The sequence below is a fragment of the Paenibacillus sp. MY03 genome (assembly GCF_002165585.1).
GTDB classification, from domain to species: Bacteria; Bacillota; Bacilli; order Paenibacillales; family Paenibacillaceae; genus Pristimantibacillus; species Pristimantibacillus agaridevorans.
In genome coordinates this window covers 174717-193022 of sequence record NZ_MXQD01000011.1, presented here as the reverse complement: position 1 = coordinate 193022, position 18306 = coordinate 174717, and the positions used below count along the sequence as shown (strand labels likewise).

The window sequence follows — 18306 nt, the reverse complement described above, 5'->3', positions numbered from 1 at the left end:
GGTTTCCAAGACTTTGTTCTATGGTATAATACGGGACAAACATTTATGAATGCGCTTGCAAGCGGCATGTTGAGAAGATCAGGAGGCTGGGATGAAAAGGGTGTCGTTGTTTTTAAGCAATCTCTTGCTGGGTTCCATTCATCGGAAGCTGGCGTTTACATTTTTGCTTTTGATCGTGCTGCCCATCGCGTTCTCCAGTGTTATTGCCGTAACGTTGCTCCAGGAGAAGGTCAAAAGCAAAGCGAATATCGGATATGAAATGGCGGTGGAGCAGGCGGCGATCAGCATCGAGCGGGTGTATCGGGACATGCTCGCCGCTTCCAATACGCTGCTGCTCGACGAGGAAATTGCGAAAATTCTCGCGCAAGGACCTCCTTCCGAGAAGAACAAGCTCTTCTATATTCAGAGCCTTATGAACAACAAATTTTTCAACATACAGGTTTCTACGTTGGACTACTATATGAACCATTTTATTGCCTTGATCGATCGTGAAGGCTTCGCGTATTCTACGATTCCGGCCGATACAGGCCTGGCTAACGAGGAATATAGTAGAATCTTGAAACATGAAAATATAACTGGAAGAGCCAATTACGTCAAGCTGGGGAAGAGCTCTTATCCCGTTTACTTTCCGATGACAGGCCATGACATCAATTATATTTTAATGCTGCGGTCTTTCATGGATGTCACTACGGGTACGAAGACGGGCGATCTTATCATAGGCATTCCCGAGCTAGAAGTGGCCAGTATTATCAACGGGCTCTCTCTGGTTCAGGGGATTAAAGGTTACGTGATCGGCCGCGACGGGGAGGTCATATCCTCAACGGAACGAGGTGAGATCGGCACGCCTTTTCGTTATTTCGAAGAGCTTGCCGACGGCAAAGTTTTGAAGGATGAAGGGCTGATCATCAACTCCAGAACGATGGAGCGTTTCGGATGGCGAGTCGTCCAGGTTATTCCAAGCGAGGTGCTGTTCTCGGATTTTACGAATGCAAGGAACTTGCTTGTTTACTTGAATGTCGGATTTTTGCTGATTTTTTTCGGAGTCTCTTCTTTCATCGCGCGCAGCATTTCCAGGCCGATTCGCGAGCTTGACGAGGCGACGGAACAGATTTCGTCCGGCCAGCTGGACGTTAGAGTGAAAGTGCTGCGGAGGGATGAACTAGGCAAGCTTTCCCTCAATTTTAATAAAATGGCTAATCAAATTCGCGAGCTGTTTCAGCGGGTCAACGAGGATCAGAAAACGAAGAGGGAGCTCGAGCTCAAAATGCTGTATGCGCAGATCAACCCTCATTTCTTATTTAATACGTTGGGTTCGATACGTTGGATGGCCGATGCGAGCCAGGTATTTAATATCAGCAAAGTAATCGTCGCCCTTGCCAATCTGTTAAAAAGCAGTATTATCCATATGGATGAATACGTTTCGATGCGAGAGGAAATCGATAATATTCGCAATTATATTACGATTCAGAAGTTTCGCTACGTTTCCAAGTTTACCGATGAATACGAGATTGACGAAAGCTTGCTGGACTGCAGAATTCCGAAACTGCTTTTGCAGCCGATTGTGGAAAATTCGATCATTCACGGTTTTGAAGGCATCGAATATACCGGCGTCATTCGCGTCCAGGCGTATCCCGACAAGGACAAGATGATCATTACGATCTCCGATAACGGAGTCGGCGCGACAATCGAAGAAATCAACGGCTTGCTGACGGACAGGAAAAAGAATAAGGATCGCTTCAGCGGCATCGGAGTCCATCATGTGAATGAGCGTCTAACCCTACATTATGGCCAGTCCTATGCTTTGAAAATGGGTAGCGCGCCAGGCGAAGGCATGGTGACGACGGTCATTGTTCCGATGATGACGTCGGAGGAGCGGACGGACGAACGCAACAACAATGAAACCGACAGAGGAGATTACCGCCATGTATAAGGTATTAATTGTAGACGACGAAATCTTCGTACGAATGGGGCTAAAGTTATCGATTGAATGGGAAAGTCACGGTTTCACCGTCGCCGGAGAAGCTTCGAACGGGATTGAGGCGCTGAAGAAAATTCCGTCCATCGCTCCGGATATTGTCATCTCCGACATCAAGATGCCCGGAATGGACGGAGTTCAGCTGATCAAGGCTATTTCCGAGCGGTACCCTTATATTAAGTGTATCGTGCTCAGCAACTATAACGAATTCGAATTGGTCAAGGAAGCGATGAAATTCGGAGCGGTCGACTATTTTTTGAAAGTAACGATCGAACCGGAAAAGCTAGTAGCGGCCATGCGTCAAATTTGTGCGGAAAAAGCTAACGAGAAGCGGATCATGGACGACTGGACGGAGTTGAAGCAAACGATTCATCGCCATCAGACGGTAATTGACAAGAAGTTTTTTCTGGATCTGATCAAGCCCGAATTGAATGCAGAAACCGTTCGCAGCCGAGTGGAAGCGCTCGGATTGAATCTTTACGATAACCGCGGCCATATTTTTCTGTTAATGCTGTGCGACTACGAGCGTCTAAGCGCGCTCAGGTTCCGCTCAGATCGGGATTTGCTGGAATTTACGATATTAAACGTCGCGGAAGAGCTAATCAACGATCAGTCCAGCGGCAAGATCATTGAGCTGACCCCCGGTGCCTATGCCGCAATCGTCAGCTTCAAGGAGCAGGCGGACGAGCGGATGGTTCATAGTCTCGCCTTGCGAGTATATACCGCGCTTCGCGATTACCTGAGCATAGAAACGATCATTATGCACGGGTTGGCGTTTGAAGGCGAACTGCAGTTGCGAGAAGGACTGCTTCAACTGGAGCAGATGAAGCAGTCGGCTTTTTACGCAGCGTCTGGCGTCGTCTCGACCGAACGTCGACATGACCCGTACGATGGAGCGATGCACCCGACCTACATGGGCATCAAGAAGCAAATTTCGCAATTCGTCCAGCTTGGTAGCGGAGAATTCATCCCGACCATTCTGTCCGATTTTCTGGACAACTGTTACAAGCAGCGGCTCGACCCGCCCATCGTCAAACGGTATGTCGTTTTGATCGCCCATCATATTCTGGATGAGCTTATCATGCAAGACGGCCTTCCTTTCGGTTCGCCTGACCTTGACATCGAGCAGGTAGAGAGACAGGTGGATAACTGTTTGACGATTCGAGAGCTTAAAGATGTGTGCGAGAGTTTTGCTGAGGAATATGCGATTTGGATAAGAAAGCTTGGCCGCCCGACGCTCAGGGAGGAAGTCGTCAAGGCGATCGATTACATCCATCGACATTACCGAGAACGCGTCACATTAGAAGATGTGGCGGAGTACGTATCGATGAATAAAAGTTATTTCAGCAGACTGTTCAAACAAGAAACGAGCGAGATGTTTCATGAGTTCCTCATTCGAACGAGATTGGAGCAAGCGCAGGAGCTGCTGCTAAGCACGGACGCCAGAATAGGCGATATTGCAACGGAAGTCGGGTACAACGACATTTTTTACTTCAATCGGGCGTTCAAAGCTTATACCGGAATGTCGCCTAGCGAGTATAGGAATAAAGAACAATCCAAGCTCGATGTCAATTCTATTACAACCAAAAAGTAAAACAATTGCATGGGCAATACATTTTACAAGAGAAAAAGGCGATCCTTGATGGGATTTCTTTTTTTTTGCTTACTTTGCCGGGTTTTCGCGCCAATTGGTAAACACAGTGCAAAGAAACGGTAACGGGAGTCCATACGTCCGAGTTGGCAAGATTTATTATAATCATCACATCGGGTCGCGAATTCGACCGAAAACTTCGAAGGGGGTAGTACGGAATCATGTTGCAGACGAAAAAAAGGTTCGGAACACTGGTCATTTCAACGCTCGTCTTATCCATGCTTGCGGCATGCGGAGGCAATGCCAACAATACGCAGCCGACGGCATCGAACCCACCAAGCGCAACGACATCGGAAGAAGCCGGCAAGGAGGCGGGCGAGGATGAAGTTATTGTCTTGAAATTCGCTACGACGCCGGAGACGGCAGTCGCTCAAAGCACTAAGGATTTGATGGCGCTCGTCGAAAAAAAACTGAAAAACATTAAACTCGAGCCGCTGATCATCCCGGGCGAAGGAACGGACTGGAATAAGAAAGTCACGATCAGCTTGATGGCCGGCGATGAGATGGATATCATCTACCAAAATGCGACGACGTATCAGAAATTCGCGAATGCGAATTTGATCGAGCCGCTGGATGACTTGATTGCAGAAGACAACTATGATGTGAAATCGATTTATGGCAGCAGCATGTCGACTTACAACGGTAAAACGTACATGCTTCCTGCTTTCAGGGACGTGCATGTTACCTTGTATAACAAAGATTTGTTCGATAAGGCCGGCATCCCTTATCCGGACAACAACACATGGACGTGGGATAAATACGTCGAATCCGCCAAAGCGATCACCAATCTTGGCGACGGCGTATTTGGCTCTTACATGCTGGATTGGGACGTTTACTTCATGTTCTCGGCAAGGCAGAAAAAAGTGCCGGAATACAAAGCGGACGGTACGTCCAACTATGACGATCCGGCGTTCGCGGAGTCGATGAAGTTCTTCGGCGATCTGGGCAATGAATGGAAGGTGCAGCCGGACTTTATCACGTATAGATCGAAGAAGATGCCGTGGGATTCCTTCTATAGCGAAGGAAAGTACGGAATGTTCATTGTCGGCAACTGGGCATTGGCCAGCGCCTTAGATGAGAAACAATATCCTCGCGATTGGAGAATGGGCGTCGCGGTCATGCCGCAGGTCAAAGAAGGCGACAAGACGACGCTTGGCATTATGGGCGGCTACTCCGTAGCCTCGACTTCGAAAAACAAGAAGGCGGCTTTCGAAGCCGTAAAAGCTCTTGCCGAAACGCAATGGACGCTGCCGGGCAACGTTCCCGCAAGAATAGACCTCGGAGAGGCTGACATCAACTCGGTTCTTGAGCCTATGGCGGAAAAAATGCAAAAGGACGGCATTACGATTAAAGACTTGCAAGCCGCCATTCTTGATCCTGATTTAGACATCGTGAACGAGAAGATCGTCGGTCGCGGCATGACGGCCATCACATCGCTGATCTCTTCCGAAGGCGAGCTGTTTGCTTCGAAGCAAAGGTCCCTGGAGGAAACGATGAAATCGCTAAAGGAAAAATCCGACCAGGCGATCAAGGACGATAACTCTTCATCGTGACGGGACGGAAGATAGGGGGAAAGCATAACTTCCCCCTTGATCCTCTTTATGCATGGAAAGGAATGGTTTAAGTGAAGGAAAAGAAGACGGGATCGTCTCGCCTGGCTTTGTCACTGCAAAGACAAGAGGAGTTGCTCGGCTACCTGTTCATCCTTCCGTTTGCGATTGGCTTCGTCTTATTCCAACTGGCTCCTTTGTTATCCTCGATATTGATTAGCTTGACCGATTTAAGCTTTATCAGCAATCTGTCGGCGGTCAAGTTTGTCGGGTTAGACAATTTCGTGACGATGTTCGGAGATGAACGCTTTTTGAGCGCACTGTGGAAGACGCTGTATTACGCCCTGCTGTTCGTTCCGGGTTCGGTCGGAGCGGGACTTGTCTTTGCGTTACTGATCAATGCAAAGTTTTTTTTCCGGGGTCCGATCCGGGTCGCGATCTTCCTGCCCTATGTATCGAACCTGGTTGCCATCGCCGTTGTCTGGGCCATGCTGCTGGATTACAAGGATGGCCCGATCAACTCGCTTCTGCGGTCGATGGGCGTCGAAGAACCTCCGTTATGGCTCTTGGGCGTCGATACGGTAATCCCGACGGTCGTCATGATTGTCGTATGGCAAAGCATCGGTTTTTTTATGGTCGTGTTTCTGGCCGCCTTGCAGAATGTACCGAGCGAGCTGTATGAAGCGGCTGTAATAGACGGCGCCGGAAGCTGGAAGAAGTTCTGGAGCATTACGATGCCGCTCATATCGCCGACGACTTTCCTTCTGTCGATTACGGCGATTATATCGGCGTTTCAGAACTTCGGACCGATTCAGGTGCTGACCAAGGGAGGACCCGGCAATGCTTCGACAACGTTGTCGATGAACATTTACCAGGAATCTTTCGTACAATACCGATTCGGTTATAGTACGGCGCAAGCCATTATCCTGTTTCTGATCATTCTGCTCATTACCGTGATTCAATGGCGCGGTCAGAAGAAATGGGTCACGTATTCTTAGTGGAGGTTCAAATGCGAAAAATTGGCTTAACCGTATTTCTTCTTGTACTTGGAATCGCTAATATCTTCCCGTTTATTTTCATGGTGTCTTCATCTTTCAAACCGCTAGGGAAAATTTTTGAGTTTCCGTTTCGGCTCATTCCGTATCCGTTCATTACGGAGCATTACAAAAATATTTTCGATCCCAGATACGACTTTTTCCTATGGTATCAAAATACGATCGTGATGGTTATTCTATCGCTGCTGGTCAAGTGCGTAATCGTGTCGCTTACCGCCTATGCGTTCGCGAGATTGCGCTTTCGCGGGAGAAGCGTTATCTTCCTCATTTTTCTGGCTGCGTTGATGCTGCCGGGCGATGCGACGATCATCCAACGCTATGTGATTTATAAAATGCTGAATTTGACGGATACCGTGTGGGCGCTGGTGCTCCCGGCCGCTTTCGATGTCTATTTTGTTTTTTTGCTCCGGCAATTTTTTATCAGCATTCCGAACGAGCTGTCCGAGGCGGCCATTATCGACGGCTGCGGCCACTTCAAGGTATTCTATCGAATCATTTTGCCGCTGGCCAAGCCTGCGCTTATTACGATGATGCTGTTTTCCTTCGTGTGGGCATGGAACGATTTCACCAACCCGTTCATTTTTATTACGGACATCAAGAAGCAGATGCTGACGGTCGGGATTGCCATGTTTCAGGAGACGAAGTCGCAAAATCACGGCATGCAGATGGCCGCTTCATCGCTGGCGCTTATTCCGGTTATCATCTTATTCCTGTTTTCCCAAAAGTTTTTTATCAAGGGAATTGCTACGACTGGTGTAAAAGGTTAACGAATGCAATGGAGTAAATCGATTGGCGACCATGAACGAGGAGGCAAGGAATATGCAAGCTTGGGGAAAAAGATTGGTGCTAGCTACCGCTGTTGCGGTTGCTGTTTCGGGCTTTGGTATACCTGTAGCGAATAAGTCGGCACATGCCGTCAGCGTGGTGAACGATTCATTTGACGGCTACGCGGCGGAATGGGCTTCGATCGATTATGACAGTGCTTCATTCGGAACGGGGCTTGCTCAGTTTAAAGCGATGAAAACGGACGAGCGGCTGTACCTGTATGTCGAAGGCAGCGGGCTGGACGCGGGAAACAACATCTTCTATATCGACAGCGACAATAACCCGGAAACCGGAGTTGCCGTTTCCGCATGGAGCAATGCGGGAGGCATTGACTACAAGATCGTGAACGATCAAGTCTTTCGGTATGAGAATGCCGACTGGGTTCAAGCAGGAACCGCCGAGCTAGCTGCTTCCGCGACGGGGATTGAAGTGTTTGCGGATCTCGCGGCATTGGGAGCGACCGCGGCAGCGAGGGTCAAGGTAGGGTATGCGCTGGCGGAAAATGATTTCCTGCCCAAGGTTGGAGGCAAGTTGTTAACCGTCGATGCCGCGAATCCCGGCGCAGGGGTTCAGAGCTTGTCCATAACGACAGACGGCTCCGTTGTCGACTGGGTAAATATTTCTCCTTCTTACGTGACAAAGGATGGGAAGTCGCAGATGTACACAGCCCGGGACAGCCAAAATCTGTATGTCATGCTTAAAGGCTTTCTTCCGGATGTGTGGACGGATCTGTTCCTCGACACGGACCACGATGCGCTTACGGGATGCACCGCTTTCATATGGCCGGATCTGGGCGCGGAATATCTCATAGAAGGGCCGGATTTGTTCAAGAGCAAGGGACGGGTCGTATACGAATGGGATGCTCTTGGCCAGAAAGTGGAGTATTCCATAACGAAAAACAACGGGCCTGACAATGAAACGATTATGGAGTACAGAATTCCGCTGAGCGAGATCGGAATTACGGCGGAAACGAAGATCAGATTGGGTTTTGCTTCTATGTACGGCGACGGCTTTATTAATAAATTGGCTCTCCCGGACGAAACGGACGCCCTTTTTACTTTGTACGACATGCCCGCTGCGCCGCTCGTTCTGGATGGAAATGGGGAGGACTGGAGCAACATCGGCTTTGTTACGGGAGATGGGGCTAGCCAAACACCCGTAGAGCTTCGTGCCGTACAGGATCATAAGAAGCTGTATATGATGATTGAGACTTCCGAACCCAGCCTGAACACCGTCTATTATATCGATAGCGACAATAACGGAGCGACCGGGTTGTCGAATGCGGGCTGGAGCAATTCGGGCATCGATTATAAAGTGGAGAGAGACAAGCTGTATAAATATACCGGCACGGGGGCGGATTCGACCTGGGAGCCGGTTGGAGATGTCTACGCCGGATTTAATGCGGATTCGATGGAGGTTTCCCTGAACTTGAGCCAAATCGGCAAAACCGAACCCGGCGCCATGAAGATCGGTTATATCGGCAACGGTTCTCTTTATTTGCCGGCTGCTTCGGAGGAAATGCTCACTTCGAGTAAAATCGTGCAACGTTCGACGATTCCGAACGCTTATTATCCGGATGAGCGATATGAAGCGCTGTATAACCCGCTGATCGGCTGGGCTCCGTTAGCGGTGGGCGGGCCATATCCACAGCCGCACAAGCTCGCTTATATCTATGTTACCTGGAAGGAGCTTGAGCCCCTGCGAGATCAATTCGCTTGGGAGGCTTTCGAGCAAAAGTACAAATTCCAATATTGGGCCGATCGCGGAGTTAAGCTGATTGTCAGGATAGTGATGGATTATCCGTTAGCATCGGCCCACAGAGATATCCCGGATTGGTTGTATACGGAGATAGACGGCGATGGAACGGAATACAACGACGGCTCGCAGGCGGGCTTCAGTCCCAACTACAGCAACCCTAAACTGATTGAGGAGCATGCAAGGCTGATCGGCGCATTGGCGGCTCGCTATGATGATGATTCGAGAGTTGCTTATATCGCTCTCGGAAGCGTTGGACAGTGGGGAGAATGGCATACCGGCGCGATTGCGGATCCATTTCCGCCTACGAGTATTACGGATCAGTATGTCCAACATTATATCGATAGTTTCAACCACAAGCTTATCGGCATCAGAAAGCCGTTTGAAATCGCGAAAAACAATCGGCTTGGCTTATTTAACGATATGATGGGAACGAAAGCGGGTACGGACGAATGGCTCGACTGGATTCAGAACGGGAACGGCAGCCCGGCGTCGGCGATGCCGGACTTCTGGAAAACCAATTATTCCGGAGGGGAATTCAGCTACGGCGCCCCGCAGACGCATCTGGCGGATAATGCTATCCTGGAAACGTTAAGGCAAATCAAGGCGAGCCATAACAGCTGGATTGGACCTGCAACGGCCGCATGGCTGGCCACGGGGACGCCTCAGCAGGGAAATATTGATCTCGCGATGAAGACAATGGGCTATCGCTTCGTGCTGGAATCTGCCTCCCACGAGCCTACCGCCAAGGCTGGAAATTCGATTTCCGTAGCCATGCAGTGGAAGAACAGAGGCATCGCTCCGATCTATTACGCCTACCCGCTGGAATTGTCGTTGCTTGACAGCAACGGAGAGGTTGCGGCTTCCACGCGGGCCAACGCCGATCTGCGCACCTGGCTGCCCGGCAAGACATCTTTGACAAGCCAGCTTGCCATTCCGACCACCTTGAAGGCGGGGACGTACCGGCTTGCCGTTGCGATCTTAGACCCGGATACCGGGTTGCCTGCTGTCGATCTTGCGATTTCAGGCAGAAACAGCGATGGCCGTTACGTGCTGGATACGATCGATATCGCCGCTGCGGAAGTCCCTTCGACAGGGTCGCCGGGGAACAATACCGGGACACCGTCGACTCCTCAGCCGTCTGAAAAGCCGGATTCTAACGAGTCCGAAGGCAATACCGGATCGCCAAGCACCGAACCGGACATTAAATTAAGCGATGTGCCTTCCACTCATTGGGCCGCTTCCCTAATTCGCCAAGCCACCAAGCTCGGTATTGTGGACGGTTTCCCGGACGGTACCTTTAAGCCGGGACGGAAAGTATCGCGCTCCGAGTTTACGGCGATGCTCGTTCGCGGGCTGAAACTGGAGGATGCATCCGTGTCGTTGTCCTTCAAAGATAAGGCGGACATCCCTGGGTGGTCGCTGCCTTACTTGGAGCAAGCTGTTCAGGCCGGGATTCTGGCAGGTTATCCGGACGGCACGATTCGGGCCCTGCGGGAAGTGACGCGAACCGATGCTGTCGTCATGTTGGTCAGAGCGCTCAAACTTGAGTTAAAACCGAATGCAACGCTTCCGTTCAAAGACGCGAAAGACATACCGAATTGGGCAAAACCTTATATGGCTGCCGCATTTGAAGCAGGTATTATCGAGGGTGATCCAGCCGGAAACTTTAACCCAATGGGCATTGCGACCCGCGCCGAAGCCGTCAAGATGATTCTGGCGGCGCTACAAAAATAACGATTTCGAAGGAGCCTTTCTCCCTGAGGATTTATCCGCGGGGAGAGGGCTTTTATCCAAATATCACGAGATGGAGATGAGGGAATTGACGAAAAGGAACTCAGGACACCGCTAAGGCCGCCATCGGCGGCGAATTCGGGTATGGGCTTGCCGGAACGCAGAGCTCCTTGACGAGCGGACCGGGCTTCGACGAAAGTATGCGGGAGCTGATCTTAAGCAAAACGAGCTGGTTAGGTCCCGCCAGCCCGGCCGCACTCCCCTTGAATAACCCGCTGCAAGCCAATATGGACAAGTTTCTGAATAAAATGGGGTATCACTATGTCGTGCGCGAGGTTTCCCATCCTGCGAAGATTCAGTCCGGCAACTTGGCCGTTGAAGTTAAAGTGGAGAACAAGGGCGTGCATGCGTTCCTGTTCAATTGGCCAGTGGAGCTGCAAGTAAGAAGCAGCAACGATACGATCGTTTCGAGGAAGACGGCGGCTATCGATTTAAGGAACTGGAATACCTGCTTGCACGATTTGAAGGAATCGATTCCGATTCCGCAGAATTTACCGTCCGGCACCTATCGTATCGTCGTTGCGATAGTGAATCCCGGGACCGGCGCGCCTGCCGTGGACTTCGCGAACACGGGCAGAACGGCGGATGGAAGGTTTCAAATCAGTACGATTGTCAAATAACAGCAGAAGCGGTCGCAACGCTCGACGAAGAGCGCCGTAGAGCGCCGCACGGGCCAGTCCTTCATGCAGGTTTCCTCCTGCAAGGGCTGGCCTATAATCGTTGGCCGCCAGTTAGTTGGGCGCAGATAAGGAATTGTAACAGGCAGGGCGGCGGGATAGGTTTTTTCTATTTCGCTTTAGTAGGCGGAACTTTCAATCATAAAATCCGAATGGATGTCAAATTCCGCTGGCCCCTTTTTATCTGTCTTTTGCAAAATAAACTCGAATGTGGGTTCATAATATGAATCTTGCAAAGTTTCTCCACCCAATATCTCTATGTTGTACCAGCCGTTTTCAATTTCAATCATTGGTCTATTGTGTTGTCGGTAATGATTAAGTAAAGCATTGACTCTTTCGTTAGTGAATTGTTCTAATATTCGCCAAGTAAACAGCATAAGCATGTTGTTTTCAACTTTTAGCGAATAGCCGTCACGTCTGAATTGTAAACGGCTATCTGTTTTTAACAATTCCGGTGTATCACCAGAAAGATTAAATATGATGGTATAGGGATAGTTTTCAATCCCTACCATTGGAAGTATAATACCATCAAGCACAACATTATCGCCGTTCTCGTTTGTTGTAAACTCCATTGCTAAGTTATCTGGAAGATTGTTGGACTGTTTCCAGCTTTCCAGTAGCAAAATATCTCCAAGAACGAAATAGTTTACAAGATCGTTCAGCACGTCGGTAAATTTGTATATCACGTTAAACTCCCCTTTTCCTCGATATGTTTTGCCGTTAGACCCGTTAAGCTGAACCATACCATAAATGACGCCGAAAATGGAGATCTATCATGGTCGGAAGGAGGGTCTTTGAGTGAAAAAAAAGGTAATAGTGAAGAGAATCAACAAGATTCTTCTGTCTGCAATAGGCGGAATTGTGCTTATTGCAGGTGTTTTAGCGGGTTATGTTTATTTTTTTGTACTTGAAAAACCTGCCGAACCGGATAAATGGGATGCTGCGGAGCGCTATGTCTGGAATAAAATCAAGTTTGACCAGGATGCACAAGTCATTTCAGCAGATGGTTCAGAATACTATTTGCTTGCTAATAAGGGAGCGGCTGCTGAAGATAAATTAATCGTTTATTTTTCCGGGGGCGGTGTGGCCTGGGATGCGGTGACTGCCGCGCAGCCGATCAGCCTGAGTAATGTAATGAAGAACGGTGAGATCAAATATTACTTTCCGAACATTCCATTCTTTAAAGTAAGTACACTGGGCGGCCTGTTGGAAAATGATAATCCTGACAATCCGTTCAAGGATTGGAACATTGTATATATCCCTTATTCGACTGGTGATCTGCATATCGGAAATGAATCCAAGGAATATACGGACGCCAAAGGCAAGCCGTTTACAATGCGTTACAACGGTCAAACCAATACGCGAGCAGCATTGGAATGGATTACAAACCATTTCGCTGAGCCGGAAAAGATCCTCATTGCGGGAGAAAGCGCCGGAGGATTCGGAGCCGCATTCTGGGCTCCTGAGATTGCAAAAAGCTACCCGAATGCCCGCATTTATCAATATTCAGACGGCTCCTACTTAAATGCCGACCGCTGGCCGGATATTATCGATAACGAATGGAAGGCTAACCTTGCAGAAACCTTCGGTTATGAAGTCCATGGCGATTTGATTTCGTCCGTATTCAAGGCGAACCGCAAGCTGCTCCCGGACAACGCGGTACTTTTGCAGTCCAATACGCTTTATGACGAGCTGTTGTTCGACTTTGAAAAGGATCTGAATGATGACGATTCGGATGATGGCGAATATGTCGATCTCTGGTCGGCTCGCATGTTGCAGTCTGCCGGAGAGCTATCTGATGCAGTGCCAGGCTACTATTATTACATCACTGATTATGGTCTTAACGAGAAGACGGGGAGGACACCGCATACACTATCCCCATTAAATCATTTCTACAAAGCCGAACAGGACGGGGTCAAGCTGATGAAGTGGCTGGACGATGCCGTGATTAAGGATGAGTATTACTCCGTGGGGCGGCATTTTGTAGAGAAAGAGGGAATCGCTCTAAAATTATAATTGTTAACGACAGGTGCTCAATTGAGGGTGTCTCAAGTCCTAAGCGACGATGAGACACCCTCTTTTTTTTGAGCGATAATGGACTAATTTTCCATAATTCAGGAAAAAAGTCGGTAGAATCAATATAACCAATCTTTATAATGGAGTTAAGCCCCATATTACCATAGGGCTAATAGATGGGGTATGAGCTTGTAACAACCTTACCTTAAATGCAGGAGGCCATCACATGGGAAGATCATTCGCAAATTTGCATATCAAGTCGAGTAACCTTGAGAAGACAATTGAAGCACTTAGAGAGCTAAGCGAAGGGCACGGCAAAGTGTTGGGCAGAAAAGAAGCTCAAGAGACCAAAGAGGTCATGCTTGTAAGCCAAAGCGACGAGAACTGGATCAGCGTGCTGCATGAATATTTTGTTTGGGGTACGGTGAAGAAGGTTGGCAAAGCGTTGTCCGGGCTTATCGAAGGCCCAGTGATGACCACCGCTTATATGAATGATGAGCTATTCGAGGTGTCGTTTTTCGAGAATGGGGACATTCAAGCCGAAAAAATCTTTTGCGAGCAATGGACGAGAGATGAATATGAGCAACTTCAAGAAGAGCGTATAAACGATGACTACTTGCGGAAGGCGTTGAGTATCGGCAATGAGGATTTTGACGATCTCATTAACACGACGAGTCCGGAACAAGCCGTAGATAAGCTGTCGGCAATCGTGAAAACGTCGCTATGGGGTGATTGGGAGTGGGTACCGCACGAAGAAACGCTCAAAGAACGTTTCGTGAAATATGAATTTTAAGAACAGCGGATTTTATAAGCTTAGATTCTTCATAAGTCCGGAAGAGTTTAAAAGCGTTTTGAAGCTGTTTGACGATAAGCAGGCTCAATTTCAGCTAACCAATTCCGCCCGGACGGAGCATGATCGGAGCCAGGTGTATGAGGCGTACCAGACCTTTTATCGGCACTTTGCGACAGCGGAAAAAGGGACTGGTTATTACCCGCACTTTGTATACTCCATTGCTGTAACGGTCGATAAGGAAAGCTCCGGATTTTTTGCGCGAAATGAGGGCCTCCCGTTTCCCTATTACGGACAATGGGCGGAGGATGAGCTGCCTTGCATTCTGCTTTCGTTTCCTAAGGGCTTTCAAGTGGATGTGGAGGATGAACAAGGGAAGCCTTATGTCTATGAGGATATCCGGGATCATAGGCCGCTCACCTATACGTTATTCGATGAAATAACGGACTTTATTAAAAAAAGGACAAAGCCGCTTCGCTTCTCGGCGCATGATGCGGATGCGATGAAGGAGCAAAAGCCCTCCGTGCGTATAAGCCCTGATGCGATGCAGGATTTGAAGGGGTCGTGGATGTTCGGCAAATACGGACTTGTCATCCATGGCCGATAGGAGGAGCACTCATGCGTAAGATATGGAAAAAAAAGATCCTGATTAACGATCCTGTTGCGCTGGACCGGGTCCAGATCGAGCAGGACTTGCGCGACGGCAACCAAGTTTTTGTCCAGTTTTCCCACCCGGACTTTTATGGGTCTATCTTGGAGGAAGTGGACGAGCTTTGCGCCCGTTACGATGAGAATTTCGGAGTGCGTTTCTACGCCCACTATTCCCTGTCCTTTGATTGTCATACGCTTTTGCGGGTCCCCCATGTCAAAATGCTGAATATCAATAGTCTCGCCAATGCGCATAACACGGAAGCATTGGCCAAGCTGGAGCACTTGCGCAACTTGCACGTGGGGATATACGAGTTGGAAAATTCGGATATTTTGGACATCGAAACGCTGCGATCTCTAACAGAGCTAACGATTATGTCGGATAAAAAAACGCTCAATCTACAACATTTTAAAGCTTATACGCAATTGGAGCACTTGCATGTCGGAGGCAAAGTAAAAAATCTCGATGCGGTAGGCGAGCTGGAGAAATTAAACTATCTCGCGCTGCATTCCATCGGCAAACTGCCGTTTCATTTTGTTAACCGGTTGAGGAAGCTGAAGCATCTTCGCATCTTGTTAGGGGGCCGGGAGCATATCCGGGAAATCGAGGAAAATGACATCGACGACCTGGAGATATGCAGAGTCCGCGGTTTCCATGACTTGTCCAACATTGCGAACTTCCGATCCATCACGAGACTTGTCGTCGAGGACCAGATTCAACTGAATGAAATCGCCTTTGACCGGGAGATGAAAGCGTTGGAGGAGCTCTCCATTTCCAATTGCAAAGGTTTGACCCATGTGACGGGACTGAAGCAATTGACGTCTCTTCGAAAGCTTCGCATCTCCAAAACGGCAGTCGATTTCGACGGCTTTATCCATCAGCCCCTGCCAAGTTCTTTATCAACAGTCGAATTCGCGACGTCCAAAAGCAAAGTAGACGAGGAAATACAACAATCTTTATTGAAATTGGGATTTCAGTTGACTTGAACTTATGTATGCAGGAAGGGAAATGGAGGAGGGCCGAAATCATGTTTGCATTAAAGTTCATCTGTACTTGGGTATTACTCGTTGCATCATGTTCGGCTGTATGGTGGAGCTTCAAAACAGAAAAGCTTATAACCGTCTCTTGGCTGGCGTTTCTTCTGCCCGCCGTCTTCCAGCTTGCGGCCGCTTTCCGTATCGGCCCCGGCAAAGCGACGTCGCTGATCGTGTTCGGCTGCATAAATCTTGCCTTAACTGCCCTTGTGGGTGCGGCTGTCTGGTATCTCGTCCAATTGGCTAATGCCTATAAAAGAGGCAAATGATCGAACCAATATCAAACAAGTATAGAGGGAGAGAATCGAACCCATGTATGAGCGTTTGGCAGAAAAACTGAAAACGACATCCGCGTTAAAATGGTTTCCCGGTCGTGGCGCGGAAGAGAGCTGGATAGTCGAAGTCGAAGAGGAATTGGGGTTCCGCCTGCCGCCATCTTATCGCTGGTGGTTGGCTCATTACGGTAATGCCCGGTTGAATGGCGGGGAGATTTTAACGATCGCTCCTCCGGAATACCGGGATGAATACGACGGCGACCTTCTATATATACACAGACTGAATAAAGCCGAGGAATGGTTGGTAAGCCGGTTTCCCCACAGATTGGACGTGTTCGTTCCGGATAGCGACGAGCTTTATTATTTTGATACATCGGCTAGAGATGCACAGGGTGAATTTCCGATCATGTGTTATGATCTCATGAATGATTTGATCGACACGTATGCTTCAACGTTTGCGGAGTTTCTAGAACGGCTGATTGACGAGCGCTCATAAATAAGAATGAATGAGGAGTAGATAGAAGAGAGGATGACAGCAATGCCAAATGATAACCAGGCCCGGCCTTCCGCTGGTTCTGTTAAGGAAGATGGTCGTTATTCTATCGACCTGATAGGCCCCCGCAGCCACACTCTCGTTAGGCGGCCCGGTGTAGGCAGTCTATCCATCGGACCGTCGCAATTGGGGAAAAAGGCGGAGCTTCACGTCGAACAAGGCGCGCGCATCGATTGGACCGTATTCGATGCTTTTGCCACTCCGGCGGGCTCGCCCTGGCCACGATTTCTGTACTATGCAGGCAGCGACGAAGGCTTCTTTGATTGGGCGCAGAAACGTCCCATTGAGGAGATGACGTGGGTTCCGATCCTATCTGCCGATAAGGCGGTGGACGCCAGCCCGTCCATTTTGCATAGCTTGCATATCGAGCTGGAGCAGTCCGAAGGTCGCCTGAGCCTGAAGCTTCCGAAAAATCCCTTCCGCCTGAACGTGTCCGGAGATCTGTCACGCTTATTGGCCACTGGCGAAATGCCGTTTTCCCTGACGCTAGCGCCGCAAACCGGCCGCCGCAGGAATGATCCTCCTTTCATGCTGCCCGACCTGGGTGAATTGCACCAAGTGGAGAGCCTGACCCTGCAAAGCACGCCTCTGGGACAGCCCATCTCGCTGGAATGCCTTGACCGTTTCCCGAACCTTAACTCACTGAGTTTATGGGGGAACTTTTGCGACATGCACTTGTTGGCCCGACATGCCGGGTTAACGAATCTGGAGCTGCGCTTTATGCCTGATTTGGAGGACTTGCCCTCCTTGGATACGTGGCCGTTGCTTGACAGATTTATCGCCTACAATGTGGAAGAGACCGCGGGCAAGCGCTTAAAACAGCAACTGAAAACACGCGCCAATACTCGTCCTTGGACCGGCTATACTTCAATAAGCAAATTACGAAAACCGGAGTGGTGGACGACCGAATATGGCCGCCCGTTCTCATCCTGGCCCAAACGTCCGGCCAAGCTGGCTAACGAAGCTTATGACGATGCAAAGGCAGCTTTGGCACAAGCCCGCAGCTTTGCCGAGGCCGAGGCGGCCATTACCGCCTTCACCGTTCGCTTTAACACCCTCAAAGGCATCGAAACCACCGAGAGAGAGGATCTTGGCGAAGCCGTATGGCAACTAAGCCAGTCCGATCATCAAATTGGGCAGCCCCTAACAGAGGAGATGGCCCAACGCTGGTTCGATGCGGCTCGCGATTACTGATTAAGGAGTGTTGACCGGTGATTACTGTTTACGAGGAACAGCGGAATGGGGCTGTGGCGAATACGATTGAGCATTTCCATGCATCGCTTGAAACGTGCCTGGACATCATCCGGCGGATGGATGGCTTTACACGAAGTCTCGTCACGATTAGCTACGAGGGGAACATGATTATGATCGGCGGCGGAGGTCACGAGTTCATTGTTACTGTGGAGACCGACTCTGCGATTCATAACCTTCTCGGTCCGTTGGAGGAAGAAGACGAGTTTGTTGAAATTACGGTAGGCGGTCAAGCCTGCGAATTTCCCCAGAAATACATGGTTAGCTTTGCGTTTATCGAGTCTGCGCTCCTTCAGTTATTTGGGGGAAAGATTGCCGAACAAAACTGGGAAATTATAAATAAGTAGGGCACGTTAAGTTAAACCGTATCGCAAATAGTGGCAAAGCGAAAGATAGCAGTAAGTGTCTTTTTAATGATATAATGTAGTCAGAATAATGTCATTCGGGAAGGGGTTG

The 18306-nt window shown here is 49.3% G+C and carries 15 protein-coding genes and 1 pseudogene; 15 read left to right on the top strand and 1 reads right to left on the bottom strand.

Annotated features, from left to right (window positions below; all coding sequences use genetic code 11):
* Positions 1 to 91 precede the first annotated feature (91 nt).
* The 7 genes and pseudogenes from B1748_RS13420 to B1748_RS13390 all read left to right on the top strand — a co-directional run.
* Entirely contained in the window at positions 92 to 1930 is a 1839-nt protein-coding gene (locus tag B1748_RS13420) for a sensor histidine kinase (protein WP_087568427.1), read from the top strand.
* Entirely contained in the window at positions 1923 to 3569 is a 1647-nt protein-coding gene (locus tag B1748_RS13415) for a response regulator (protein ID WP_179215572.1), read from the top strand. Before B1748_RS13420 ends, B1748_RS13415 begins: the two co-directional genes overlap by 8 nt.
* A 218-nt stretch (positions 3570 to 3787) precedes the next feature.
* Positions 3788 to 5179, top strand: coding sequence for an ABC transporter substrate-binding protein (locus tag B1748_RS13410; RefSeq protein WP_087568425.1), 1392 nt, complete (start codon positions 3788 to 3790; stop codon positions 5177 to 5179).
* Positions 5180 to 5250: 71 nt separating this feature from the next.
* On the top strand, positions 5251 to 6174 hold the full coding sequence (locus B1748_RS13405; RefSeq protein ID WP_087568424.1) for a carbohydrate ABC transporter permease: 924 nt from the start codon (positions 5251 to 5253) through the stop codon (positions 6172 to 6174).
* Between the two features lie 11 nt (positions 6175 to 6185).
* Complete coding sequence (locus B1748_RS13400; protein ID WP_087568423.1) at positions 6186 to 6998, top strand: carbohydrate ABC transporter permease; 813 nt, start codon at positions 6186 to 6188, stop codon at positions 6996 to 6998.
* Positions 6999 to 7050: 52 nt separating this feature from the next.
* On the top strand, positions 7051 to 10548 hold the full coding sequence (locus B1748_RS13395; RefSeq protein WP_179215570.1) for an S-layer homology domain-containing protein: 3498 nt from the start codon (positions 7051 to 7053) through the stop codon (positions 10546 to 10548).
* A 110-nt stretch (positions 10549 to 10658) separates the two neighbouring features.
* Positions 10659 to 11225 (top strand): annotated as a pseudogene (locus B1748_RS13390) (DUF4832 domain-containing protein); the annotation flags it as partial.
* Between the two features lie 176 nt (positions 11226 to 11401).
* Here the strand turns inward: B1748_RS13390 and B1748_RS13385 are convergent.
* Positions 11402 to 11968, bottom strand: coding sequence for a hypothetical protein (locus tag B1748_RS13385; RefSeq protein WP_087568420.1), 567 nt, complete (start codon positions 11966 to 11968; stop codon positions 11402 to 11404).
* Positions 11969 to 12080: 112 nt separating this feature from the next.
* Between B1748_RS13385 and B1748_RS13380 the strand changes: the two genes are divergently transcribed.
* The 8 genes from B1748_RS13380 (at position 12081) to B1748_RS13345 (ending at position 18197) form a co-directional block, all read left to right on the top strand.
* On the top strand, positions 12081 to 13298 hold the full coding sequence (locus B1748_RS13380) for a pectin acetylesterase-family hydrolase (protein WP_087568419.1): 1218 nt from the start codon (positions 12081 to 12083) through the stop codon (positions 13296 to 13298).
* Between the two features lie 226 nt (positions 13299 to 13524).
* Positions 13525 to 14091 (top strand): hypothetical protein, encoded by a 567-nt coding sequence (locus B1748_RS13375; RefSeq protein WP_087568418.1) that lies wholly within the window; start codon positions 13525 to 13527, stop codon positions 14089 to 14091.
* A 58-nt stretch (positions 14092 to 14149) separates the two neighbouring features.
* Positions 14150 to 14695: a hypothetical protein gene (locus B1748_RS13370; protein WP_256975650.1), complete on the top strand. Its 546-nt coding sequence runs from the start codon at positions 14150 to 14152 to the stop codon at positions 14693 to 14695.
* An 11-nt stretch (positions 14696 to 14706) separates the two neighbouring features.
* A complete protein-coding gene (locus B1748_RS13365) occupies positions 14707 to 15723 on the top strand; it encodes a leucine-rich repeat domain-containing protein (protein WP_087568416.1) in 1017 nt (338 codons plus the stop codon).
* Between the two features lie 41 nt (positions 15724 to 15764).
* The gene (locus B1748_RS13360) at positions 15765 to 16040 is read left to right on the top strand and encodes a hypothetical protein (RefSeq protein WP_087568415.1); all 276 of its coding nucleotides are present in this window, start codon (positions 15765 to 15767) and stop codon (positions 16038 to 16040) included.
* A 43-nt stretch (positions 16041 to 16083) separates the two neighbouring features.
* A complete protein-coding gene (locus tag B1748_RS13355; protein ID WP_087568414.1) occupies positions 16084 to 16542 on the top strand; it encodes an SMI1/KNR4 family protein in 459 nt (152 codons plus the stop codon).
* A gap of 42 nt (positions 16543 to 16584) precedes the next feature.
* The gene (locus B1748_RS13350) at positions 16585 to 17793 is read left to right on the top strand and encodes a hypothetical protein (RefSeq protein ID WP_087568413.1); all 1209 of its coding nucleotides are present in this window, start codon (positions 16585 to 16587) and stop codon (positions 17791 to 17793) included.
* Positions 17794 to 17810: 17 nt separating this feature from the next.
* Positions 17811 to 18197 carry a hypothetical protein gene (locus B1748_RS13345; RefSeq protein ID WP_087568412.1) on the top strand — a complete coding sequence of 129 codons (387 nt, stop codon included), beginning with the start codon at positions 17811 to 17813 and terminating at the stop codon, positions 18195 to 18197.
* Positions 18198 to 18306 lie beyond the last annotated feature (109 nt).

Bases quoted from the DNA above. Each gene is read 5' to 3' on its own strand.
- B1748_RS13420 (WP_087568427.1), top strand. From the start codon at position 92: ATGAAAAGGGTGTCGTTGTTTTTAAGCAATCTCTTGCTGGGTTCCATT.
- B1748_RS13415 (WP_179215572.1), top strand. From the start codon at position 1,923: ATGTATAAGGTATTAATTGTAGACGACGAAATCTTCGTACGAATGGGG.
- B1748_RS13410 (WP_087568425.1), top strand. From the start codon at position 3,788: ATGTTGCAGACGAAAAAAAGGTTCGGAACACTGGTCATTTCAACGCTC.
- B1748_RS13400 (WP_087568423.1), top strand. From the start codon at position 6,186: ATGCGAAAAATTGGCTTAACCGTATTTCTTCTTGTACTTGGAATCGCT.
- B1748_RS13395 (WP_179215570.1), top strand. From the start codon at position 7,051: ATGCAAGCTTGGGGAAAAAGATTGGTGCTAGCTACCGCTGTTGCGGTT.
- B1748_RS13375 (WP_087568418.1), top strand. From the start codon at position 13,525: ATGGGAAGATCATTCGCAAATTTGCATATCAAGTCGAGTAACCTTGAG.
- B1748_RS13365 (WP_087568416.1), top strand. From the start codon at position 14,707: ATGCGTAAGATATGGAAAAAAAAGATCCTGATTAACGATCCTGTTGCG.
- B1748_RS13360 (WP_087568415.1), top strand. From the start codon at position 15,765: ATGTTTGCATTAAAGTTCATCTGTACTTGGGTATTACTCGTTGCATCA.
- B1748_RS13355 (WP_087568414.1), top strand. From the start codon at position 16,084: ATGTATGAGCGTTTGGCAGAAAAACTGAAAACGACATCCGCGTTAAAA.
- B1748_RS13350 (WP_087568413.1), top strand. From the start codon at position 16,585: ATGCCAAATGATAACCAGGCCCGGCCTTCCGCTGGTTCTGTTAAGGAA.